This is a genomic window from Streptomyces sp. NPDC055400, assembly GCF_053644375.1.
In genome coordinates this window covers 118,916-142,333 of sequence record NZ_JBSHLM010000015.1, presented here as the reverse complement: position 1 = coordinate 142,333, position 23,418 = coordinate 118,916, and the positions used below count along the sequence as shown (strand labels likewise).

Here is a 23,418-nt window from a genome sequence, read left to right as displayed (position 1 = left end):
TTGCCCAGCCCCTACCGCGCCATATTCGCCCTGCCCGGCACCAAGAGCTTCTCGGTCGCCGGGTTCCTGGGCCGGATGCCCCTGTCGATGATGGGCATCGGGATCGTCACGATGGTCTCCCAGCTGACCGGCCGGTACGGGCTCGCGGGTGCCCTGTCCGCCACCGTGGCGCTCTCGGCGGCGGCCATCGGCCCGCAGATCTCACGCCTCGTCGACCGGCACGGACAGCGCCGTGTGCTGCGGCCCGCCGCCCTGGTCTCGCTGGTCGCGGCCGCCGGTCTGCTGCTGTGCGCGAAGTTCGCGGCACCGGACTGGACGCTGTTCGTCTTCAGCGCCCTGATCGGCTGTGTGCCGAGCGTCGGATCGATGGTCCGGGCGCGCTGGGCGGCCCTCTACAGGGACACCCCTCAGCTGCACACCGCGTACTCCTTCGAGTCCGTCATCGACGAGGTGTGCTTCATCTTCGGGCCGATCATCTCGATCGGCCTGTCGACGGCATGGTTCCCGGAGGCGGGGCCCCTGCTCGCGGGCTGCTTCCTCGCTGCCGGGGTCTTCTGGCTGACCGCGCAGCGCGCGACCGAGCCGGTGCCGCATCCGCGCGGACAGCACTCCGGGGGGTCCGCCCTGAGGTCGCGCGGTCTTCAGGTCCTGGTGGCCACGTTCGTCGCGACGGGCACGATCTTCGGTGCGGTGGACGTGGTGACCGTCGCGTTCGCCGAGGACGAGGGCCACAAGGCGGCGGCCAGTCTCGTGCTCGCGGTGTATGCGGCGGGTTCCTGTGCCGCCGGAGCGGTCTTCGGGCTGCTGCACTTCAAGGGAGCGCCCGCGCGCAGGTGGCTGGTCGGTGTCTGCACGACGGCCGTGAGTATGATCCCCCTCCTACTGGTCGGGAACCTTCCGTTTCTGGCCGTGGCGCTCTTTGTCGCGGGCCTGTCCATCGCACCGACGATGATCACGACGATGGCCCTCGTCGAGCAGCACGTACCACGCGCGAAACTGACCGAGGGCATGACCTGGGTGAGCACCGGACTCGCGGTCGGTGTCGCGCTCGGCTCCTCCGCGGCCGGCTGGGTGATCGACGCCGCCGGCGCGAAGGCCGGGTACGGGGTTCCGGCCGTGGCCGGCGCCGTCGCGGTGGCGGTCGGGTTCCTGGGGTACCGCCGGCTGAAGCAGCCGGTGCCGCAGCGGGGAGGAACCAATGAGCACGGGGAACTCGGGCAGCAGCGCGACGAACGCCCGGCAGGCCAGGACACGGAACGAACCGTGGCGTAACTGGGCGGGGAACGTCACCGCGCGGCCGGTCCGCGAGGTGACGCCCGCGTCGGTGGAGGAGCTGTCGGCGGCCGTCCGCGCGGCGGCCGATGACGGCCTCAAGGTGAAGGCCGTCGGCACGGGGCACTCGTTCACCGCGGCGGCGGCCACCGACGGTGTATTGATACGCCCTCAACTGTTGACCGGCATCCGCAACATTGACCGCGACGCAGGCACCGTCACGGTGGAGGCCGGCACCCCGCTCAAGAGACTCAACCTCGCCCTGGCCCGCGAGGGTCTGTCGCTCACGAACATGGGCGACATCATGGAGCAGACCGTCTCGGGCGCCACCAGCACGGGCACGCACGGCACGGGCCGCGAATCGGCGTCCATATCCGCACAGATCAAGGGCCTCGAACTGGTCACCGCCGACGGCACGGTCCTCACATGTTCGGAGAAGGGGACCGCGGAAGAGCGCGCGGTCTTCGCGGCCGCACGGATCGGACTAGGCGCCCTCGGCGTCATCACGGCGATCACGTTCGCCGTGGAGCCGATCTTCCTGCTCACCGCCCGCGAGGAGCCGATGACCTTCGACAGGGTCACGAGCGACTTCGACGCGCTGTACGCGGAGAACGAGCACTTCGAGTTCTACTGGTTCCCGCACACGGGCAACTGCAACACCAAGCGCAACAACCGCAGCGCCGGCCCGGAAGCCCCTGTCAGCAGGTTCAGCAGTTTCCTCGAGGACGAGCTCCTGTCGAACGGCCTGTTCCAGGCGGTCAATTCACTCGGCCGCGCGGTCCCCTCGACGATCCCGTCGATCGCCAAGATCTCCAGCCGCGCGCTCTCCGCCCGCACCTACACGGACATCCCTTACAAGGTCTTCACGTCCCCGCGCCGCGTCCGCTTCGTGGAGATGGAGTACGCCGTTCCGCGGGCGGCCCTCGTCGAGACCCTGCGCGAACTGAAGACCATGGTCGAGCGCTCGAACCTGCGCGTCAGCTTCCCGGTCGAGGTCCGCACGGCCCCCGCGGACGACATCACGCTCTCCACGGCGTCCGGCCGGGAGAGCGCGTACATCGCCGTCCACATGTACAAGGGCACCCCGTACCAGGCCTACTTCACGGCGGCCGAGCGCATCTTCACCGCGCACGAGGGCCGGCCGCACTGGGGCAAGGTGCACACGCGCGACGCGGGCTACTTCTCGACGGTCTATCCGCGCTTCGGCGAGTTCACGGAGCTGCGCGACCGTCTCGACCCGGACCGCCTGTTCGCCAACGACTATCTGCGCCGGGTCATCGGCGACTGACCGCGCTCACCCCTGCGGCGTCTCGTCCTGCTGCGGCGGCGCGTCAGTTTCGTCGCTGCTCTCCGAGGTGCTCTCGGAGGGCGTCGGGGTAGGCGTCGGCGTGGACTTGTCCCCGCCGGTGCCGGAACCGCTGCCCGAGCCGTTGGCGTGACCGGTGCCGGAGTCCTCGCTCGCGCCGGCCGTGGGCGTGGGCTGCTCGGTGTCGCCCTTCTGCCCCCCGTCCCCGTCCTGCGGCGTGCCGCTCTGCGTTCCGGAGCCGCTGCTGTCCGACGGCTCCTGCGAGGTGCTCGGCACGGGGGAGCGGTCGTTGCGGGACGGGTGGCCGCCTCCGCCGGTGAAGGCCTCGCGCAGCGTGGTCCGCTGCCCGTCACCGCTGAAACTCTGCCCCGAGGCGAGTTCGTACGTCGTGATGCCGGCCATCGTCACTCCGAAGACCACGGCAGCGGCGACGAGGGGCCGCTTCCAGCTCCGCACACGTGCGCGATGCGTGGTCCCTTCGGTGAACTCGTCGCCCAAGTCGCCCGGCGGAGGCGGCAGTTCCGGCCCACCGGCCCCGACCTCTCCCCCGTCCGCCGGTGCGGCACGCAGCACGCGCGTGGCGTCGTCCACGACACCGGGACCGGCTCCGACCCTCAGCAACTGGGTCTTCTCCACGGCGGCACCACCGGCCGCCAGAAGGAGCGTCCGATCCGGATCACCAGCATCCGCCCCAAGGAACTGCGTCCGATCCGGATCACCGGCATCCGCCCTGAGGAGCTGCGTCCGCTCGGCGTCCAGCACCGGGAGGACAGTCGTCGCGTCGGCGCCCTGTGCCGATGCGCCGCCCATCCCCCACGACGTGGTCCTCGGCAGCAGTTCCGTCCGCATCACCGCCGTGGCCGCGGGCGGCGTCACGGAGGCGGGGACCATGTCGGACCGGAAGGTCTCCGGTACCGGACGCCCGTCGTCCGTCACCGGGATCGGCCGGCCCTTCGGTATCGCCTGGCCCGCGACGTCACGTATCTGCTCGCCCGTGCGCCGGAAGAAGTGCTGGAAGAGCGAGCCGCCGCAAGTGGCCAGCGCGCTCACCACACCCGCGCCCACGATCGTCCCGTACACACCGAGCCCGGCGGCCAGCTTGGCGGCCACCACGGCGGCCACGGCACTGCCCGCCACCTGGGGCACACTCAGGTCGAGCCGCTTCCCCTTGGGCTTTTCTTGTGCATCTTGGGAGGTTTCCGGCTTCTCGCCCATCTCCGACCCTTGCCTGCCTTTCTCGACTTACTTCACGAGATAGGGACGGATGCACGAAGTGATTAGTTCCGTTTCCGGGGATTCCGTGAAGCATGCCACGTCCATGAACCCCGAACGAGTGACCCCCCGCACCCAACTCCCGTCCCCCATGAGAACTTCGATGGCGTGCCGGTCCACCCGAGTGGCCCGAATGGAGTACCGTTGCGAGCCCTGGGTCCGGTCTCCCGTCAGGGTGCCCGGGGCCTTCCAGGACCGCCGGGAGGGGGTTCGTTGCACAGGGTGACGAGCTCGGTCACTTAGCGTTGCGAACAGGTAACCGTGCCATAACGGCGATCCAGGGCCCATGCCCGACACGCCGGGCAACTCGGCAAGGTTGTGGCAGGCTGCACCCGGGCAGGCCACACTCGACTAGCGGAAGCAGCGACGCACGTGACGTCGGCAGGCACCACCCGGGAGGTCCCCATGCCCGAACTGCGTGTCGTGGCCGTCTCTAACGACGGCACACGGCTGGTGCTGAAGGCTGCGGACAGCACGGAGTACACGCTTCCGATCGATGAGCGCCTCCGGGCCGCCGTGCGCGGCGACCGTCCGCGCCTCGGCCAGATCGAGATCGAGGTGGAGAGTCATCTCCGCCCCCGCGACATTCAGGCGCGTATACGTGCTGGTGCCTCCGCCGAGGAGGTGGCCCAGCTCGCCGGCATCCCCGTCGACCGCGTCCGCCGCTTCGAGGGCCCTGTCCTCGCGGAGCGCGCCTTCATGGCCGAGCGGGCCAGGAAGACCCCCGTACGCCGTCCCGGCGAGAACGCGGGCCCTCAGCTCGGCGAGGCGGTGCAGGAGCGTCTGCTGCTGCGCGGCGCCGACAAGGAGACCGTCCAGTGGGACTCGTGGCGCCGCGACGACGGCACCTGGGAGGTCCTGCTCGTCTACCTGGTCGCGGGTGAGCCGCACTCGGCGAGCTGGACGTACGACCCGCCCCGGCGGCTCGTCCAGGCCGTCGACGACGAGGCGCGCTCGCTCATCGGCGAGACCGACGACATCGCCGCGCCGGAACCCAGCTTTCCGTTTGTGCCGCGCATCGCGAGGCTGCCCCGTGACCGCCCGCTCGACCGGGCTCTCGACCGGCAGTTGGAGCGCCCCACGCCGCCGGCCCCCGCACCGGAGATCACCGAGGAGAGCCCGGCGGCCGTCTCCGCCACCGAGCGTGACTCGCTGACCAGCCTTCTGGAAGCCGTACCCAGCTACCGCGGCGACATCGTCGTCCCCGAGCGCCCCTCGCTGCCCGCACCCGATCCCGTCACGGACGAGCCGGAGCCCGCCGAGGCGGAGGAGCCCCCGGCGCCCGCCGCGTCCGCGGGAGCGGGTTCCGCCTACGCGGACGTCCTCATGCCGCGCAGCGTCGCGGGACACCGGGACCGCCTCACCGGCACCACCGACCGCCAGGCCGAGGCCGACGGGGTCCGTCCCGGACGGCGCGCGGCCGTGCCGAGCTGGGACGAGATCGTCTTCGGCACGCGCCGCAAGAAGCAGGACTAGCCCGCAAACGGTACGCACAAGAGGGCCGCGCCGATCGGGGCGGCCCTCTCGTGTACTCACCTGCCGAAGCCCTACTGAGGCTCGGGGCCGGTGGCCACGGGGCGTGACTCGTCCGAGGACCACTCGGACCACGAACCGACGTACAGCGCCGCGTCGATGCCCGCCACCGCGAGGGCGAGGACCTCGTGGGCGCCCGAGACGCCGGAGCCGCAGTACACGCCGACCTCGCCCGAATCCCCGGACGCGCCAAGCGACTTGAAGCGGGAGGCGAGCGCGTCGGCGGGCAGGAAACGGCCGTCCTGCGCCACGTTCTGCGACGTCGGCGCGGACACCGCGCCCGGGATGTGACCGCCGACGCGGTCGATCGGCTCCACGTCGCCCCGGTAGCGCTCGGCGGCGCGGGCGTCGAGCAGGATCCCCGAGCGCGCCAGCGCGGCCGCGCCGTCGGCGTCCAGGAGCGCCACTGCGCCCGGCGCGGGCTCGAACGTGCCCGGCACGGGCGACGGCACCGCGGTCTCCAGCGGGCCCTCCCACGCGCCGAGACCGCCGTCGAGAACTCGCACGGACGGGTGACCCGTCCAGCGCAGCATCCACCAGGTGCGCGCGGCGGCCCAGCCCTGCCCGCCGTCGTACACGACCACGTCCCGGTCGGCCGACACGCCGGCCCGCCGCATCACGGCGCCGAAGGACGCCACATCCGGGAGGGGGTGGCGGCCTGCCGGTCCGGCCGGTCCCGCGAGGTCGGCGTCGAGGTCGACGTAGACCGCGCCGGGGATGTGTCCGGCCTCGTATGCGGCCCGTCCGTCGAAGGCCGGGGCGCCCGCCGCCTTGGCCACGCTCAGCTGCCAGCGGATGTCGAGGATGACGGGCGGGGCCCCGCCGGTCGCCTCGCTCGCGAGTTCGGTTGCGGAGATGATGGCATTCATGAGGGCCATCCTTGCTCATGCTCTGGCCCGAGCGCCGTCGGTCGGCTAGCGTGCACGATCGACTACCGAGCGTTGACCGACCGGACATCGCGAGGCCATGGCGCGGCAATGGATGCGGACATCTCACCGGGCATCCTCGCGCGAGGATCCGGCCGTGGCGGCGCGGCCGACGGGCGTCGCGCGGCACGGAGTGCCACCATCAGCTCGGGCGCGTTGCGACACGTGATTTTGTTCCGAGGAGAGAGTGACGATGACCGAGGCAGCAGCCAGGCGCGCGCCGGGCACCCCGTGCTGGGTGAGTCTCATGGTGCACGGCATGGCGGCGACCCAGGAGTTCTACGCGGCGTTGTTCGGCTGGGAGTTCCGGCCGGGACCGCAGCAGCTCGGCCCCTACGTGCGGGCCCTGCTCGACGGTCATGAGGTGGCAGGGATCGGGCAGATGCCGCCCGACCGCCATCTGCCCGTCGCCTGGACCCCGTACCTCGCCTCGGACGACGTGGACGCCACGGCCGAAAGCATCCGCCACTGCGGCGGCACCGTCGGCGTCGGCCCGCTCGACGCCGCGGAGGCGGGCCGGATGGCCATCGCGTCGGACCCCGCGGGCGCCGTGTTCGGCATCTGGCAGGCGGCGGAGCATCTGGGGATGGCACTCACCGGGGTGCCGGGGGCGCCGGCGTGGAACGAGCTGGTGACGCAGGAGACGGCGAGCGTCGCCAAGTTCTACGAGGTGACCTTCGGCTACGAGGAAGTGGCCGTCGTCTCCGCCGACTTCGACTATCTGACGCTGCACCTCAACGGCAGCCCGGTGGCATCGGTGCACGGCGTGGGCCAGGCGCTCCCCCGCGACCGGGGCGCGCACTGGATGACGTACTTCGAGGTGGCGGACGTCGACGAGTCGGTGTCCCTGGTCGAGGAGCTCGGCGGCCACGTCCTGAAGCCCGCACGCGACGGCTCCCAGGGCCGCCTGGCGACGGTCGCGGACCCGGAGGGCGCGGTGTTCACCCTCGTACGGTCGGCGGCGCGCGAGGAGGACTAGGGGGTGTCCTGACGGGCGCCCGCGACAGCTCAGGCCGAGGCGACCGGCAGGACTTCGGGGGACAGGGCCGCCGCGTGCGCCGTGGCGCTGGTGAGTTGCTTGCGGTGGTGGCGTCGGCACAGGACCTCGTAGCCGACCTCGTCGTCGCTCCGGTCGACGTCGCCGACGACGACCTGGGCGCCCTCGACGACCATCCGCCCGCCCACCGTGCGGGCGTTGTGCGTGGCGCGGGCGCCGCACCAGCACAGCGCCTCGACCTGGAGGACCTCGACGCGGTCGGCGAGTTCGACCAGGCGCTGGGAGCCGGGGAACAGCTTGGACCGGAAGTCGGTCGTGATGCCGAAGGCGTAGACGTCGAGGCCGAGGTCGTCGACGACGCGGGCGAGCTGGTCGATCTGGCCGGGCGCGAGGAACTGCGCCTCGTCCGCGATGACGTAGTCCACGCGGCCGCCCTGGGACAACTGGTCGACGACGAAGGCGTACACGTCGAGGTCGTCGGCCACCTCGACGGCGTCGGTGACGAGGCCGAGGCGCGAGGAGAGCTTGCCCTCGCCCGCCCGGTCGTCGCGCGTGAGGATCATGCCCTTGAGGCCGCGTGCCGAGCGGTTGTGCTCTATCTGGAGAGCCAGGGTGCTCTTTCCGCAGTCCATGGTTCCGGAGAAGAACACGAGCTCGGGCATGGGGAGTTGAGGACCTTTCCGCGGTGGTGGGGGACGATCAGGAGCGTACTTCGAGCAGCGGTACCAGCTGCTCGGCGGGGGTCATCGAGCCGTGGTTGCCGACCATGGCCGACTCCTTGGGCTCCCGCTCCGAGGCGATGATCACCACGTCGTCGTGGGCGGCCGCGATGACGTCGCCCAGGCGCGCGTAGACCCGCTCGTCGATGTGCGGGCCGAACCAGCCGGCCTCGATCGCCTCGTCCCGGCTCGCGATCCAGAACTGCTCGCCGAGCACCTCGCGCCACACGGTCAGGACGTCCGCCTCGGCGCCCGGCACCGCGTAGACGTGGCGCGCGCGGCCCTCGCCGCCGAGGAGGGCGACGCCTGCGCGCAGCTCCCAGTCCTCGTCGAAGTCGATGCGGGACTGTTCGTCGAACGGAATGTCGATCATGCCGTGGTCGGCCGTGATGTAGAGGGCGCTGCGCGGCGGGAGCTGCTCTGCGAGGCGCTGGGCGAGGCGGTCGACGTACATGAGCTGGCCGCGCCACGGGTCGGAGTCGACGCCGAAGCGATGGCCCTTGCCGTCGACCTCGCTGTAGTACGTGTACACCAACGACCGGTCGCCCGCCGCCAGTTGCTCGGCCGCCAGGTCCATGCGGTCCTCGCCGGAAAGACGCCCGCGGAAGGTGCCGCCGCTGAGGGCGATCTTCGTGAGAGGGGTCGACTCGAACGCGGGGGCGGAGACCTGCGCGGTGTGCACTCCGGCGTCGTGGGCGCGCTGGAAGATCGTCGGGTACGGCTGCCAGACGTGCGGCTGGGTCCAGGGGATCCAGCGGAGCTGGTTCATGAGCTCGCCGGTGTCCGGGTTGCGGACCGTGTAGCCGGGCAGGCCGTGCGCCCCGGGCGGCAGGCCCGTGCCGACGGAGGCGAGCGAGGTCGCGGTGGTCGCCGGGTAGCCCGCGGTGATCGGGCGGCCCGTGCCGCCGCGCGAGGACGCGAGGAGCGAGGTGAGGAACGGTGCCTCGTCGGGGTGGGCCTTGAGCTGCTGCCAGCCGAGCCCGTCGATCAGGAACACGCACGCGCGGTCGGCGGGCGCGAGCTCCGGTATCGCCGGAGGGCAGTCGGGGACGCCCAGGTGGGAGCCGAGGGTGGGCAGCAGGTCGGCGAGGGAGCCGGCGCCGTATTCGGGCACGGGGGCGGACCGGACGGCGAGGGGCTCCACGTCGTCCCAGCTGGGCATGGCCATCAGCGTGCGGTCGCCGCGGTGGCCTCGGACAGGGACTGGGCGAAGGCGAGGGTCTGACGGACGGTGTCGGGACCGTCCCCGGTCTCGCTGACGCGCAGGCTCAGGTCGTCGGCCGTCGAGCTGCCCGTGTACCCGTGGTCCGCCTCGCAGTTGGGGTCGCCGCACGCCGCGGGCTCGAGGTCGATGCGGGCGACGGCGCCCCAGCCGATGGTCAGGACGACCTCGCGGGGCAGGGTGCCCGGAACGTACTTCTCCGGGTTGGCGACGACGCGGCTGAGCACGACCGACGAGATCCGGCCGAGCTTCACGGACTCGGTGGACGTCGTGGCGTACGGCGTCGGCGACGTGGTGTCGGCGGCCTGCTCGTCGGTGTGGCTGACGATGAAGCGGGTGCCGGTGAGGACCAGCACGGTGACGTGCCTGCGCACCTCGTTCGAGTCGAAGGTGGTCTCCTGGTGGACCAGATACGACCCGATGGGTTCGCCGCCGACCGCGGCCTCCACCGCCTCGGCCACGAGGGCCGGGTAGTAGCCGCTGCGCTCGATCGCCGCGCGAAGCCCTTGGGTCGTCGTACTGGTCTTGGCCATGAGACCCATCCTAAAGCCCGGCGGGGGGCTCGCGGTGCGCCTGTGGACGGGTGCGGAAAACACCTGTATGTGGGGCTCGTCTCACCGGTCCGCTCAGTACGCGGGCAGGGTGCGCGGGCCGAGGTCGTCGCGGGCGGGGGGCGGGGCGAGCCGTATCGAGGCACCGAGGACCGACAGACCGCTCTGGGCGACGACGACGGGCTCCAGGGAGACGGCGACGACCTCTGGGTGGTCGTCCACGAGCCGCGAGACCCGTTGCAGCACCTCTTCGAGCGCTGCCGTGTCGACGGGCGCGGAGCCGCGCCAGCCGAAGAGCAGGGGCGCGGTCTTGATGCCCCTGACGATCGACTGGGCGTCGCGGTCGGTGACCGGAATCAGCCGGTGCGCGGTGTCGCCGAGCAGCTCGGACGCGGCGCCCGCGAGCCCGAAGGAGAGCACCGCGCCTGCGGCGGGGTCGATGACCGCGCGGACGACGGTGTCGACACCTCGGGGTGCCATGGCCTGGACGACGGGCCGCAGCTCCTCCGGCTTGCCGAGCGATTCGGACAGCTCTTCGTAGGCGCGGCGCAGCTCCGCCTCGTCTCCCAGGTCGAGGCGTACTCCTCCGAGGTCGGCGCGGTGGCGCAGGTGCGGGGCGGTCGTCTTGAGGGCGACGGGATAGCCGAGGGTGCGCGCGGCGGCGGCCGCCTCGTCGGGCCCGGGGGCGGGCAGGGTCTGCCGTACGTCGATGCCGTAGCGGGCGAGGAGGGCGCGGGCGTCCTCGGGGGCGAGCTCGGCGCCGCGCGGGTCGTCGTCCTTCGCGAGGAGCGCGGTGATGAGCTCGGCGGCGCCCGTCTCGTCGATGCCGTCGTACTCGGGGACCTTGCCGGGCTCCGCGGCGTCGCGCCGCCACTGGGCGTACTTGACGGCTTCGGCGAGGGCGTGGACGGCGCGCTCGGCCGCGGGGTAGGCGGGGATGAGCGCGGGCGTGGGGGCGGGCTCGTCCGTGGGCGGGCGTCCGGCCGGGGGGCCGCCGGGGGTCTTGGCGAGCGCGCGCGGGCCGGTGCTGGTGGCCGCGGAGAGCGCCTCGGCGAGGCCGCCGAGCTCGACGTGCACGACCAGGACCGGCTTGGTGGGGGCGCCGGCGGCGGCCGAGCTGAGCGCCTCGGCGAGCGCCGCGTCCTCGGCGGTCGACTCCCCCACCGCGGGCATGGCCGTGACGACGACCGCGTCGCACTTGTCGTCCGCGAGCGCCTCCGTGAGCGCCGCGTGGAAGTCCTCGGCGGACGCCGCGGTCGTCAGGTCCCTCGGCGGCTTCGGCCGCAGGCCCTCGGCGAGGCAGACGTCGTACGTGAGGAGGCCGAGCGACTCCGAGTTCCCGAGGATCGCCACGCGGGGGCCCGGCGGGAGGGGCTGGCGGGCCAGCAGCAGGCCGGTGTCGACGAGTTCGGTGATGGTCTCCACGCGGATGACACCCGCCTGGCGCAGCAGGGCCGAGACGGTGGCGTACGGCAGGCGCGTGGCGCGGACGGCGTGGCCGAGGGGCGCGATGCCACTGTGCCGGGCGCCCTGCACCACGACGAGGGGCTTCGCGGCGGCCGTGCGGCGGGCGAGGCGCGTGAACTTGCGCGGATTGCCGATGGATTCGAGGTACATCAGGGCGACGTCCGTGTCGGGGTCGTCGTACCAGTACTGGAGTACGTCGTTCCCGGACACGTCCGCGCGGTTGCCGGCGGAGACGAACGTCGACACACCTGTCACTCCGGTCACGCCGCCGCCGCGCCGCTGGAGGCGGGCGAGCAGCGCGATGCCGATGGCTCCGGACTGGGCGAACAGGCCCATGCGGCCCGCGCGCGGCATCTCGGGCGCGAGCGACGCGTTGAGCCGCACCTCGGGCGAGGTGTTGATGACGCCGAAGGCGTTCGGCCCGATGAGGCGCATGCCGTACGAGCGGGCCTGGCGCACCAGTTCGCGCTGGCGGGCGCGGCCCTCGCTGCCGGACTCGGCGTATCCGGCGGAGACCACGACGATCCCCCGCACGCCGCGCTCGCCGCATTCGGCGACGACTTCGGGGACCTGCTCCGCGGGAACCGCGACGACGGCCAGGTCGACGGCCTCGGCGGCGTCGATGTCGTGGACGGAGCGGTGGGCGGGGACGCCGTCGAAGTCGCTCAGGTCGTCGGGGAACGCCTTGTTCACGGCGTGGAGGCGGCCGGTGAAGCCGGCGTCGCGGAGGTTGTCGAGGACGCTGCGGCCGACTCCGCCGGGCGTGCGGCCCACGCCTATGACGGCGACGGAGCCGGGGGCGAGGAGCCGGTGCACCGAGCGGGCCTCGGCGCGCTGCTCGCGGGCGCGCTGCACGGCGAGCGAGGCCTCGGTGGGTTCGAGGTCGAACTCCAGGCGGACGACGCCGTCCTCGAAGTGTCGCTTCTGGGTGTATCCGGCGTCCGTGAACACCTTGATCATCTTGGTGTTGGCGGGCAGCACCTCGGCGGCGAAGCGGCGGATGCCACGCTCACGGGCGACGGCGGCGATGTGCTCCAGGAGCGCTGACGCGACGCCCCGGCCCTGGTGGGCGTCCTGAACGAGGAAGGCGACCTCGGCCTCGTCGGCGGGGGCGGAGGCGGGCTTTCCCTGGGCGTTGATCCGGTCGTAGCGGACCGTCGCGATGAACTCGCCGCCCACAGTGGCCGCGAGGCCCACCCGGTTCACGTAGTCGTGATGGGTGAAGCGGTGGACGTCCTTGGCGGACAGGCGCGGGTACGGCGCGAAGAAGCGGTAGTACTTCGACTCGTCGGAGACCTGCTCGTAGTAGCTCGTGAGCCGCTCGGCGTCGTCGATGGTGATGGGCCTGATGCGCGCGGTGCCTCCGTCGCGCAGCACCACGTCTGCTTCCCAGTGGGCGGGGTATGCGTGCCGGTCCGACGGGGTCTGCATGGGGCCAGCGTACGGCGCGGCGGTGACAGTCGTACGGGTCGCGGCGCGAGCGGGCCGAAGGCACGCTATGAGGGCCGACGGGCGTGTGCGGGCGGTACGCAGGGCTCACATCGGGAACGTCCACCGATGTGGGAGACTGGTCTAGACAACCTTGAGAATCCTGAAGGGCAGCATCACATGGCTGAGCGCCGCGTCAACGTCGGCTGGGCCGAGGGCCTTCACGCCCGCCCCGCCTCCATCTTCGTCCGCGCGGCCACGGCCGCCGGCGTCCCCGTGACGATCGCCAAGATCGACGGCAACCCCGTCAACGCCGCCTCCATGCTCGCGGTGCTCGGCCTGGGCGCCGGCGGCGGCGAGGAGATCGTCCTGGCCTCCGACGTCGAGGGTGCGGACATCGCACTCGACCGTCTGGCCAAGCTGGTCGCCGAGGGGCTCGAGGAGCTTCCCGAGACCGTCTAGTACGGGCCCCGGTTCCGGGTCTCGCGATTCTTGGGCGCCGCCTCCTGCTCACAGAAGACCGCGCCGTACAAAGGGTCTGTTCGGATTTTCCGAGCAGACCCTTTTGCTTTCTGCGGATCTTTTCTCGGAATTTTAGGGCAGGGGAAACAGAGCCCTTGGAAATGGGCCGCCCTCTTTGTATACGGCGCCTCTGTTAATGCTGAAGCCCCACTGTGTTGACGGGATGTTGCGAAGTCCTCACACGGCCATCCGGACGGGGGGCGCGCGGGCGATGAGCGGCCGCGGCGCGCTCCGTGTGCTGCGCCGTGAGCGCCCGCGCGCGCTCCACGTCACCGCGCGCCACGGCGTCGACGATCGCCCCGTGCTCGGCCCAGGAGTCGGCGGGCCGCGCGGGCTGTTCGACGGTGTACATCCACGCGATCTTGTGGCGGAGCTGAGTGAGCATCGTGATCAGCCCCGGGCTGCCGGACGCCTGCGCCAGCGTCTCGTGGAACCAGCCGCCCAGCGAGCGCAGATCCTCGCTCTGACCTCGCCTGGAGCGCTCCTGGCCGAGCCTGACCAGGCCCCGCAGGACCTTCAGGTGCGCCTCGGTGCGGCGCTGGGCGGCGCGGGCCGCCGCGAGCGGTTCGAGGAGCATGCGGATCTCCAGCTGGTCCGCCGCCTCCTGCGCTGAGGGTTCGGCGACGCACGCACCCGCGTGCCTGCGGGTGACGACGAAGCCCTCGGCCTCCAGCGTGCGCAACGCCTCGCGCACGGGGACGCGCGAGACGCCGTAGCGGCGGGCGAGCACCTCCTCGGTGAGCCTGCCGCCGCGCTCGTAGACACCGGAGACGATGTCGTCGCGGATCGCCGTGCATACCGAGTGCGCCGGAATGCGCATGCCCCGACCTCCGCCTTAATCCCCGCGAAACGCGGTCGATAGTCGCCCGTACAGCGCGATTGACGTCTTGTTCAGCTCGCCTGTCCAGCGACTCTATTCCAGCGGGCGCGAATTTCCGACGGCAGGCCGTAATCCATGGATATTTTTTGGACACCGGCGTCAGGAACAGGCGGGCGGGGAACAAGCGGGTCCGGGAACGACGAATGCCCCGGCTCAGTGAACCGGGGCATTCGGTGCGTCTTCGCGAGGTACGCGGCGAAGGTCAGACGTTCACGCCGTGGGAGCGCAGGTACGCGACGGGGGCGATGTCCGAGCCGTACTCGGGGCTCGTGCGCGCCTCGAAGTGGAGGTGCGGGCCCGTGACGTTGCCGGTCGCTCCGGAGAGGCCTATCTGCTGCCCCGGGGTGACCGTCTGGCCGACGGAGACACCGATGGACGACAGGTGGCCGTACTGCGTGTACGTACCGTCGTTCATCTTGATGACGATGTTGTTGCCGTAGGCGCCGCCCCAGCCGGCCTCCACGACCGTGCCCGCGCCCACCGCGTGGACCGAGGTGCCACTGGCGGCGTGGAAGTCGATGCCGGTGTGGCTGCCGGAGGACCACAGGCCGCTGCCGGCCTTGTACGCGGTGGACACGTACGAGCCGGTGACCGGGATGACGAAGGCGTTCAGGCGCTTGCGCTCGGCCGCACGGGCGGCGCGCTCCTTGGCCTCGCGCTCGGCCTTGGCCTTGGCGGCGGCCTTGCGCCGGTCCTCTTCGGCCTTCTTCTTGGCCTCGGCCTCGGCCCTCTTCTTCGCGGCGGCCTCGTCGGCGGCCTGCTGCTGGGCGGCGGCCTGCGCGTCGATCTGCTCCGCGAGGGAGTCGCCGATGGAGATGGCCTTGGTCAGGCCGGTCTGCTCCACGGCCGCGTCGTCGGCGGCGAGGGCGGGGGCGGCGAGGCCTCCGACGACACCGGTCGTGGTGAGCGCGGCGACGCCGGCGACCTGCGCGGTGGTGCGCGTGAGACGGCTCGGGCGACGGTGCTTCCCGCTGGCACGGGTGAACGCCATGGGGTGGCTGATCCTTTCCTTCCTTCTCGCCTACCGGGTTAGCTGACGGGTTCGGAGCAGGAAGGTCTCCTACGGACCCCCTTCAGGGAAGGGCGTCCGATTCACCCCAGGGACGGTGGGTCCCCGGCTCCCCCGGCTCGCGCCTTGGGGGACTCGGCGATGACTGTCCGGTGCCACGGGCGCGGCGTACATCTGGCGGACAGCCGGACCGACGCTAAGCGGGGCAACTTTCAATCAACAAACGGAACCGGGCTTTTGTAGCGCATGCCACAGGGCAGACAGGCAACCACTGGTTCAATCCGGACAAACAAGGGCCCCGGTGGCCATCTCACCCACCGGGGCCCCTCGTTGCACGCCGGTCGCGGTCAGCCCGTGACGACGGTCACCTCTCCGATGCCGAGCGCCCTGACGGGCTCCTCGATCTGCGCGGCGTCACCGACGAGCACCGTCACGAGACGGTCCATCGGGAAGGCGTTCACGACCGCCGCGGTGGCCTCCACGGTGCCCGTCGCGGCGAGCCGCCGGTACACCTCCGCCTGGAAGTCGTCCGGCAGGTGCTGCTCGACCTGGTCGGCGAGCGTCCCCGCGACGGCCGCGGCGGTCTCGAACTTGAGCGGGGCGACGCCCACCAAGTTCTGTACGGCCACGTCCCGTTCGGCGTCGGTGAGGCCCTCCGCCGCGAGCGTGCGCAGCACCGTCCAGAGGTCCTCGAGCGCCGGACCCGTGTTCGGCGTGTCCACGGAGCCGCTGATGGCGAGCATCGCGGCGCCCGTCCCGTCCGGCGCCGAGCGCAGCACCTGGGCGAACGACCGCACGCCGTAGGTGTATCCCTTCTCCTCGCGCAGGACGCGGTCCAGGCGGGAGGTGAGGGTGCCGCCCAGGCAGTACGTGCCGAGCACCTGCGCCGGCCACACCCGGTCGTGCTTGTCCGCGCCGATGCGGCCGATCAGGATCTGCGTCTGCACCGCGCCCGGCCGGTCGACGATGACGACCCTGCCGGTGTCGTCGGCCGTCACGGGCGGTACGGGGCGCGGCTCGGCCGTGTTCCCCGTCCAGGCGCCCAGCGTGTCCGCGAGGAGGGCGTCGAGGTCGATGGCCGCGAGGTCGCCCACGACGACGGCGGTGGCCGTGGCGGGACGCACGTACCGGTCGTAGAAGGCACGTACGGCCGCCGCGTCGATGGCCGTGACGGTCTCCTCGGTGCCCTGGCGCGGGCGGGACATGCGCGCGGTGGCCGGGAAGAGCTGCTTCGAGAGCTCCTTGGCGGCGCGGCGGCCCGGGTTCGCCGTCTCGTGCGGGATCTCGTCGAGGCGGTTGCGCACGAGGCGTTCGATCTCGCTGTCCGCGAACGCGGGCGCCCTGAGGGCGTCGGCGAGCAGGCCGAGCGCTTTCGGAAGGCGGGAGACGGGGACCTCCAGGGAGACCCGTACGCCGGGGTGGTCGGCGTGCGCGTCGAGCGTCGCGCCGCAGCGCTCCAGCTCGGCGGCGAACTCCTCGGCTGCCAGCTTGTCGGTGCCCTCGGAGAACGCCCTCGCCATGATGGTGGCGACGCCGTCGAGCCCGGCGGGCTCGGCCTCCAGGGGCGCTGCGAGGTTGATCTCGACCGCGACGACCTGCTGGCCCGGGCGGTGGCAGCGCAGCACCGTCAGGCCGTTGTCGAGGGTGCCGCGCTCGGGCGCGGGGAAGGCCCACGGCCTGGCCGTGCCGGCCTGGGGCTGCGGGTGGAAGTCCATGGTCGCGAGCTCGGTCACTTGCCGGCCTCCTTGTCTGCGGCCTCGATGGCGTCTGCGGTCGCGCCGGCGGTGTCGTCTGCGGCCTCGTCCGTGAGGGACGCTTCGGCGGTCTCGTCGGCCTCTTCGGGGGCCGTGGGCTCGTAGACGAGCACCGCGCGGTTGTCGGGACGCAGGTGGGCCTTGGCCACCTCCTGGACCTCCTCGGCGGTGACGTCGAGGACGCGCTGGACGGCGGTCAGGGCGAGCTGCGGGTCGCCGAACAGGACGGCGAACCTGCACAGTTCGTCGGCGCGGCCCGAGACCGTGCCGAGCCGGTCGAGCCACTCGCGCTCCAACTGGGCCTGGGCGCGTTCCATTTCCTCCGGGGTGGGCCCGTCGGCGGCGAACCGCGCGAGTTCCTCGTCGACGGCCTCCTCGATGACCGGGACCTCGACGTCGGCGGACGTCTTCACGTCCAGCCAGCCCACGGAGGGCGCCCCCGCGAGCCGCAGGAGGCCGAACCCGGCGGCGACGGCGGTCTGGTCGCGCCGTACGAGCCGGTTGTAGATCCGGGACGACTCGCCGCCGCCGAGGACCGTCAGGGCCAGGTCGGCCGCGTCGCACGCGCGCGTACCGTCCTGCGGCAGCCGGTAGGCGGCCATCAGCGCGCGGGCCGGGACCTCCTCCTCGATGACCTCGCGCACGCCCTCACCGATCAGGTCGGACAGGGCGCCGTCGCGCGGGGGCTGCTTGCCGTCGTGGCGCGGGATGGAGCCGAAGTACTTCTCGACCCAGGCCAGCGTCTGCGCGGGGTCGATGTCCCCGACGACCGAAAGCACGGCGTTGTTCGGCGCGTAGTACGTACGGAAGAACTTCCGCGCGTCCTCCAGGGTGGCCGCGTCCAGATCGGCCATGGAGCCGATGGGCGTGTGGTGGTACGGGTGGCCCTCCGGGTAGACGAGGGCGGTCAGCTTCTCGAACGCGGTCCCGTACGGAACGTTGTCGTAGCGCTGGCGGCGCTCGTTCTTGACGACGTCGCGCTGGTTCTCCATCGACTCCTCGTCGAGCGCGGCGAGGAGGGAGCCCATCCGGTCGGCCTCCAGCCAGAGCGCGAGCTCCAGCTGGTGGGTCGGCATGGTCTCGAAGTAGTTGGTGCGCTCGAAACTCGTCGTCCCGTTCAGCGAGCCGCCGGCGCCCTGCACCAGCTCGAAATGCCCGTTCCCGTGGACCTGCTTCGAGCCCTGGAACATCAGGTGCTCGAAGAGATGAGCCAGGCCCGTGCGGCCCTTGACCTCGTGGCGCGAGCCGACGTCGTACCAGAGGCAGACGGCTGCGACCGGGGTCAGGTGGTCCTCGGAGAGCACCACGCGCAGGCCGTTGGCGAGGCGGTGCTCGGTCGCTGTCAGGCCGCCGGAGCCGGCCTCGGCGGTGGCCGTGTGACCCATGGGCATGTACGTCCCTTCGATCGCTGAACTATCGCGGAAACTGCAGATGTGCTGCCAGTTCTGCCACTGTATGCAAGCGTTCTGACGCCTGGCGAAGTTCCCGCACTGGGTACGCCGAGAGCGAGCACCGAACGCCCTACGGACGGGTCGCGGTCGGCGTTGTCAGTGGGGCGGTCCACAATGGTGCGCGTCAGATTCTCGTACATGCCCCGGCAGCATCTGTGAAGGAGCCGCAGCAGCGATGGCCCGCCGCAGCACGAAGACCCCGCCTCCCGACGACTTCGAGGAGCGGATCCTCGACATCGACGTTGTCGACGAAATGCAGGGCTCCTTCCTCGAGTACGCGTACTCGGTGATCTACTCCCGGGCCCTGCCGGACGCCCGTGACGGCATGAAGCCCGTGCACCGGCGCATCGTCTACCAGATGAACGAGATGGGCCTGCGCCCCGACCGCGGCTACGTGAAGTGCGCCCGCGTCGTCGGCGAGGTCATGGGTAAGTTGCACCCGCACGGAGACGCGTCGATCTACGACGCCCTGGTGCGGCTCGCCCAGCCGTTCTCGATGCGCCTCCCCCTGGTCGACGGCCACGGCAACTTCGGCTCCCTGGGGAACGACGACCCGCCGGCCGCCATGCGGTACACCGAGTGCCGGATGGCCCCGGCGACGTCGCTGATGACGGAGTCGATCGACGAGAACACGGTCGACTTCGCGCCGAACTACGACGGCCAGGAGCAGGAGCCCGCCGTCCTGCCGGCCGCCTACCCGAACCTCCTGGTCAACGGCGCGTCCGGTATCGCCGTCGGTATGGCGACGAACATGCCGCCGCACAATCTCGGCGAGGTCATCGCCGCCGCGCGCCACCTGATCAGGCACCCGGGCGCCGATCTCGAGACGCTCATGAAGTTCGTCCCGGGCCCCGACCTGCCGACGGGCGGCCGGATCGTCGGCCTGTCCGGCATCAAGGACGCCTACGAGTCGGGCCGCGGCACCTTCAAGATCCGCGCCACGGTCTCCGTGGAGGACGTGACAGCGCGCCGCAAGGGCCTGGTCGTCACCGAACTGCCCTTCGCAGTGGGCCCCGAGAAGGTCATCTCGAAGATCAAGGACCTGGTCGGCTCGAAGAAGCTCCAGGGCATCGCGGACGTCAAGGACCTCACCGACCGCCAGCACGGCCTGCGCCTGGTCATCGAGATCAAGAACGGCTTCGTGCCGGAGGCCGTCCTCGAGCAGCTCTACAAGCTGACGCCGATGGAGGAGTCCTTCGGTATCAACAATGTGGCGCTGGTCGACGGCCAGCCCCTGACCCTCGGCCTCAAGGAACTCCTGGAGGTCTATCTCGACCACCGCTTCGAGGTCGTGCGCCGCCGCAGCGAGTTCCGCCGCACGAAGAAGCGGGACCGGCTGCACCTGGTCGAGGGCCTCCTCGTCGCGCTGGTGGACATCGACGAGGTCATCCGCCTCATCCGCTCCAGCGACAACTCCGCACAGGCGAAGGAGCGCCTGATGGAGCGCTTCTCGCTGAGCGAGATCCAGACGCAGTACATCCTGGACACGCCGCTGCGCCGCCTCACCAGGTTCGACCGCATCGAGCTGGAGACGGAGCGCGACCGGCTCAACGGCGAGATCGACGAGCTGACCGGGATCCTCGACTCCGACGCCGAGCTGCGCAAGCTCGTCTCGGCGGAACTGGCGGCGGTGGCGAAGAAGTTCGGCACCGAGCGCCGCACCGTCCTCCTGGAGTCGGCGGGCACGACGGTCGCCGCCGTGCCCCTCCAGGTCGCCGACGACCCGTGCCGCGTGCTCCTGTCGTCCACGGGCCTCCTCGCACGCACGGCGAACGCCGAACCGTTCGGGGACGACGAGGACGCCAAGCGCACCAAGCACGACGTGATCGTCTCCGCGGTGCCGGCGACGGCACGCGGCGAGATCGGGGCGATCACGTCCACGGGGCGCCTGCTGCGGCTCAACGTCATCGACCTGCCGCAGCTCCCGGAGACGGCCTCGGCGCCGAACCTCTCCGGGGGCGCGCCTGTCACGGAGTTCCTGTCGTCCCTGGAGGCGGACGAGAAGGTGGTCTGTCTGACCACCCTCGACGAGTCCTCGCCCGGCCTCGCGATCGGCACCGAGCAGGGCGTGGTCAAGCGCGTCGTGCCCGACTACCCGGCCAACAAGGACGAGTTGGAGGTCATCGGCCTGAGGGATGGTGACCGCATCGTCGGCGCCGTGGAGCTGCGCACCGGCGAGGAGGACCTCGTCTTCATCACGGACGACGCGCAGTTGCTCCGCTACCAGGCGTCGCAGGTACGTCCGCAGGGCCGGGCCGCGGGCGGCATGGCGGGCATCAAGCTGGCCGACGGCGCCAAGGTGATCTCGTTCACCGCCGTCGATCCGGCTGTCGACGCGATCGTCTTCACGGTGGCCGGGTCGCGTGGCACGCTCGACGACTCCGTCCAGACGACCGCGAAGCTCACCCCGTTCGACCAGTACCCCCGCAAGGGGCGCGCCACGGGAGGCGTGCGCTGTCAGCGCTTCCTGAAGGGCGAGGACTGCCTGAGCCTGGGCTGGGCGGGCCCGACGCCGGCCCGCGCGGCGCAGAAGAACGGCACCCCGGCCGAGCTGCCCGAGGTCGACCCGCGGCGCGACGGCTCGGGCGTCTCCCTCGCGAAGACGGTCTCGGTGGTGGCGGGACCGGTCTAGCCCGCGTCGCTTTCCGCGTCGCTCGGCTCCTGTACGTACCTCAGGACGCCCCACATGCTGTGCTCGTCGGCATAGGTGTGCGGGGCGTCCTGGGCGCAGGCGGTCACTTCCTTGGTCAGCCGCGGGGCGTCGATCCCTGCACCGATGAGGACGAGCCGGCTGAGGCGCGGCTCCCCTGGAGCCCAGGGCTCCGGCGAGAAGCGCAGGAACCGCCCGACGGCGTGCACGGTGTACTTGTTGCGCGCGTCGGCCGCACCGAAGTCGACGTACCCCTTGATGCGGTAGAGCCCTTCGGGCCTGCTGTCGAGGAAAGCCATCAACCGGCGTGGATCGAGGGGCACTTCGGACTCGACGGAGACGCCGTCGTAGGCGGAGTGCAGATGTCCGTCGTGCACGTCGTGCTCGTCGCGCTCGTCTCCGCCTGCGCCGTCGCTGTCGCTGCCGCTGCCGCTGCCGTCTTCGTGATGTCGGTGCAGGTCGTCGAACGACAGCTGTCCGATCCGCTCCCTCGTCGGCCGGCAGTCGAAGAGGAACTCGGGGTCCACGCGCGCGTACGTCGCAGGAACGACTGCCGCGCCTCCGGCCAGCCCGCGCACGCGCTCCAGGACGCGCCGGTGCACCGTCTGCGGGACCCGGTCGGCCTTGTTGACCACCACGAGGTCGGCGATGGCCAGATGCCGGTCGAGCTCGGGGTGCTGTTCCCGCGTCGCGTCGAACTCGACGGCGTCGACGACCTCGACCAGACCGCCGTACACGATCCGCGGATTCTCGCTGGCGAGCACCATGCGCACGAGCTCCTGCGGCTCGGCGAGCCCGCTCGCCTCGATCACGATCACATCAATGCCATCGATGCCGTTGCGGGCAGACGGCCGGGTGAGCCGGTCCAGGTACTCGTCGAGCTCGCTCGCGTCGACGGCACAGCACAGGCACCCGTTGCCGAGGGAGACGGTGGAGTCGCCGAGCTGCCCGGCGACGGCCATGGCGTCGATCTCGATGGAGCCGAAGTCATTGACGATCGCACCGATCCGCGTGCCGCCGCCGTGGTGCAGCAGATGGTTCAGCAGGGTCGTCTTGCCTGAGCCCAGGAACCCGGCAAGCACGACGACCGGGATCTGCTGCGGATGCTCCTGCCTCGGCTGACTCAACGCGCGACCTCTCTCACACCGACGCGTACGCCGGTCTCATACCGACGCGCATACCGGCGTTCTTACGACGAATGAATGCCGCCCCAGGATACGAGCGCGTAGAAACACCGCGAAGTGAACGATTGTTAGCGTCGCGGGCTGGGCACACGACAGGCATGGCGCCCGGACGAGCGACCCCTGCTTCCCTCCGTGTGCCTCCTCTCCGCCTCCCCGCCGACCAGCGCCGCTCGGCACCCTGGGGGGCGGCAAGCGCGCCGCCCACCGCTCGCCGGTCCTTTTCCCGTCGCCCCGCACTCGACGACCGGCGGACGGTCGCCCGATTCGGGGGTTGACATGGCCACACAGAGTTCTGGGGTACGACGCTGCAGCGCCGCGACGACAGTCGGTGTCAGCTGCGCCGCAGGCTTGGTTGCCGCTGCAGTTGCGTTGCACCACCAGGCCAAATCGGCACGGACAGCCCGGGCCGAACTCTCCGAACGCTATCGTCAAGCAACGTTGGCTCATCAACAACGGATGCACTTCGACCTGCTGAGCAAAGCGATGGACGATCCAGACCTGGCTGCAGTGCTCGACACATACGACCCTCCTGTGTCGCCACGGGTCCAGCGTCAGTTCCTGTTCGCCAATGCCCTGTACGTGAATACGCTCAATCTCTGGCGAACAGGCGTCATGGAGTGGGAGGAACTTCACGGGCATCTACGTCTTATCGCCCAGAACTCCATATTCAGGGACTACTGGAGCGCCACACGCCCACACCGAGCCAGCTTGCTCGACGGTTCGGAAGAAGCCAGGCTGGGCCAAATGGTGGATCGACTTCTGCAAGATCTCGAGGATTCAGAATCCGACGAATGGTGGGTCATAGGCGAACCGCCAGCAGAGTAAGGGCAGTTCAGAGGGATGGAACGCTCCCGAACATCCCGGCGGGGCCGGCGTCTCACTGGTCAGGTAGTTGACGTCCAGCTTGTTAGGCAAGGGGACGTGCCTCTACCGTTAGGCGCGCGTTGCCCCGATTCCCTGCGTTCAAACGTTTAAATGGGGGTGCGTCTCCATGTCCAGCCCCCAGAACGGACCCGTCGTCTTGAAGATTGTCCGCCGCATCGGCGACTCCCCCAAGCAGCGAGGGAGCACCTCAGGTCAGTCTTGCCCGGATGTCTTCGAGTTGAGCGACGGGAACTTCGCGGTGATCGGCACCGAAGCCACCGCCCAGCTCGATGAGCAGCTTCCACCCGACGCCTCCCGCGCCGATTACGAACGCATCGTGATTGTGAGCCGGGATACGTTGGTGCGTGCAAAGAGAGACATCCCCGACGCGTAGACGCCCGCCGTCCGTGG

19 protein-coding genes and 1 riboswitch are annotated in these 23,418 nt (G+C 71.0%); of the genes, 8 read left to right on the top strand and 11 right to left on the bottom strand.

The window, feature by feature from the left end; genetic code table 11:
* Together ACWIGU_RS33540 and ACWIGU_RS33535 are read left to right on the top strand one after the other, a co-directional pair.
* Entirely contained in the window at positions 1–1,272 is a 1,272-nt protein-coding gene (locus ACWIGU_RS33540; protein WP_356281575.1) for an MFS transporter, read from the top strand.
* Positions 1,199–2,560 carry a D-arabinono-1,4-lactone oxidase gene (locus ACWIGU_RS33535; protein WP_454405440.1) on the top strand — a complete coding sequence of 454 codons (1,362 nt, stop codon included), beginning with the start codon at positions 1,199–1,201 and terminating at the stop codon, positions 2,558–2,560. Before ACWIGU_RS33540 ends, ACWIGU_RS33535 begins: the two co-directional genes overlap by 74 nt.
* A 6-nt stretch (positions 2,561–2,566) precedes the next feature.
* Here ACWIGU_RS33535 and ACWIGU_RS33530 read toward each other — a convergent pair whose 3' ends face one another.
* Positions 2,567–3,793 (bottom strand): hypothetical protein, encoded by a 1,227-nt coding sequence (locus tag ACWIGU_RS33530; protein ID WP_454405438.1) that lies wholly within the window; start codon positions 3,791–3,793, stop codon positions 2,567–2,569.
* Positions 3,794–4,255: 462 nt separating this feature from the next.
* Between ACWIGU_RS33530 and sepH the strand changes: the two genes are divergently transcribed.
* Complete coding sequence (gene sepH, locus ACWIGU_RS33525) at positions 4,256–5,326, top strand: septation protein SepH (protein WP_454405437.1); 1,071 nt, start codon at positions 4,256–4,258, stop codon at positions 5,324–5,326.
* 71 nt (positions 5,327–5,397) lie between these two features.
* On the opposite strand, the gene ACWIGU_RS33520 is transcribed toward sepH, so the two are convergent.
* A complete protein-coding gene (locus ACWIGU_RS33520) occupies positions 5,398–6,252 on the bottom strand; it encodes a sulfurtransferase (protein WP_454405436.1) in 855 nt (284 codons plus the stop codon).
* A 250-nt stretch (positions 6,253–6,502) separates the two neighbouring features.
* Here ACWIGU_RS33520 and ACWIGU_RS33515 point away from each other — a divergent pair, with 250 nt between their 5' ends.
* Positions 6,503–7,288, top strand: a complete 786-nt coding sequence (locus tag ACWIGU_RS33515) for a VOC family protein (protein ID WP_454405435.1) — start codon at positions 6,503–6,505, stop codon at positions 7,286–7,288.
* A gap of 29 nt (positions 7,289–7,317) precedes the next feature.
* Here ACWIGU_RS33515 and ACWIGU_RS33510 read toward each other — a convergent pair whose 3' ends face one another.
* From ACWIGU_RS33510 to ACWIGU_RS33495, 4 genes are all read right to left on the bottom strand, one after another.
* Positions 7,318–7,968, bottom strand: a complete 651-nt coding sequence (locus ACWIGU_RS33510; RefSeq protein ID WP_454405434.1) for a thymidine kinase — start codon at positions 7,966–7,968, stop codon at positions 7,318–7,320.
* Between the two features lie 37 nt (positions 7,969–8,005).
* The gene (locus ACWIGU_RS33505; RefSeq protein ID WP_454405432.1) at positions 8,006–9,193 is read right to left on the bottom strand and encodes an alkaline phosphatase family protein; all 1,188 of its coding nucleotides are present in this window, start codon (positions 9,191–9,193) and stop codon (positions 8,006–8,008) included.
* Positions 9,193–9,780, bottom strand: coding sequence for a DUF5998 family protein (locus ACWIGU_RS33500; protein ID WP_116513360.1), 588 nt, complete (start codon positions 9,778–9,780; stop codon positions 9,193–9,195). The genes ACWIGU_RS33505 and ACWIGU_RS33500 overlap by 1 nt, the downstream gene beginning before the upstream one ends.
* A gap of 93 nt (positions 9,781–9,873) precedes the next feature.
* Positions 9,874–12,696 carry a bifunctional acetate--CoA ligase family protein/GNAT family N-acetyltransferase gene (locus ACWIGU_RS33495; protein WP_454405431.1) on the bottom strand — a complete coding sequence of 941 codons (2,823 nt, stop codon included), beginning with the start codon at positions 12,694–12,696 and terminating at the stop codon, positions 9,874–9,876.
* A gap of 177 nt (positions 12,697–12,873) precedes the next feature.
* Between ACWIGU_RS33495 and ACWIGU_RS33490 the strand changes: the two genes are divergently transcribed.
* The gene (locus ACWIGU_RS33490; protein WP_454405429.1) at positions 12,874–13,155 is read left to right on the top strand and encodes an HPr family phosphocarrier protein; all 282 of its coding nucleotides are present in this window, start codon (positions 12,874–12,876) and stop codon (positions 13,153–13,155) included.
* A 193-nt stretch (positions 13,156–13,348) separates the two neighbouring features.
* Here ACWIGU_RS33490 and ACWIGU_RS33485 read toward each other — a convergent pair whose 3' ends face one another.
* The 4 genes from ACWIGU_RS33485 to ACWIGU_RS33470 all read right to left on the bottom strand — a co-directional run bounded on the left by ACWIGU_RS33485 (position 13,349) and on the right by ACWIGU_RS33470 (position 18,243).
* Positions 13,349–14,035 (bottom strand): GntR family transcriptional regulator, encoded by a 687-nt coding sequence (locus ACWIGU_RS33485; protein ID WP_454405428.1) that lies wholly within the window; start codon positions 14,033–14,035, stop codon positions 13,349–13,351.
* A 262-nt stretch (positions 14,036–14,297) separates the two neighbouring features.
* Positions 14,298–15,086, bottom strand: a complete 789-nt coding sequence (locus ACWIGU_RS33480; RefSeq protein WP_454405427.1) for a M23 family metallopeptidase — start codon at positions 15,084–15,086, stop codon at positions 14,298–14,300.
* 13 nt (positions 15,087–15,099) lie between these two features.
* Positions 15,100–15,255: riboswitch (cyclic di-AMP (ydaO/yuaA leader) on the bottom strand.
* 196 nt (positions 15,256–15,451) lie between these two features.
* On the bottom strand, positions 15,452–16,837 hold the full coding sequence (locus tag ACWIGU_RS33475; RefSeq protein WP_454405426.1) for a M16 family metallopeptidase: 1,386 nt from the start codon (positions 16,835–16,837) through the stop codon (positions 15,452–15,454).
* Positions 16,834–18,243: a M16 family metallopeptidase gene (locus ACWIGU_RS33470; RefSeq protein WP_454405539.1), complete on the bottom strand. Its 1,410-nt coding sequence runs from the start codon at positions 18,241–18,243 to the stop codon at positions 16,834–16,836. The genes ACWIGU_RS33475 and ACWIGU_RS33470 overlap by 4 nt, the downstream gene beginning before the upstream one ends.
* Positions 18,244–18,484: 241 nt before the next feature.
* On the opposite strand from ACWIGU_RS33470, the gene ACWIGU_RS33465 reads away from it, so the two are divergent.
* Entirely contained in the window at positions 18,485–20,941 is a 2,457-nt protein-coding gene (locus ACWIGU_RS33465) for a DNA gyrase/topoisomerase IV subunit A (RefSeq protein ID WP_454405425.1), read from the top strand.
* Here ACWIGU_RS33465 and ACWIGU_RS33460 read toward each other — a convergent pair.
* A complete protein-coding gene (locus tag ACWIGU_RS33460) occupies positions 20,938–22,086 on the bottom strand; it encodes a CobW family GTP-binding protein (RefSeq protein WP_454405424.1) in 1,149 nt (382 codons plus the stop codon). The genes ACWIGU_RS33465 and ACWIGU_RS33460 overlap by 4 nt on opposite strands.
* Positions 22,087–22,419: 333 nt before the next feature.
* On the opposite strand from ACWIGU_RS33460, the gene ACWIGU_RS33455 reads away from it, so the two are divergent.
* Positions 22,420–22,968: a DUF6082 family protein gene (locus tag ACWIGU_RS33455; RefSeq protein ID WP_454405423.1), complete on the top strand. Its 549-nt coding sequence runs from the start codon at positions 22,420–22,422 to the stop codon at positions 22,966–22,968.
* 196 nt (positions 22,969–23,164) lie between these two features.
* Complete coding sequence (locus tag ACWIGU_RS33450) at positions 23,165–23,401, top strand: hypothetical protein (protein ID WP_454405537.1); 237 nt, start codon at positions 23,165–23,167, stop codon at positions 23,399–23,401.
* Positions 23,402–23,418: the final 17 nt, after the last annotated feature.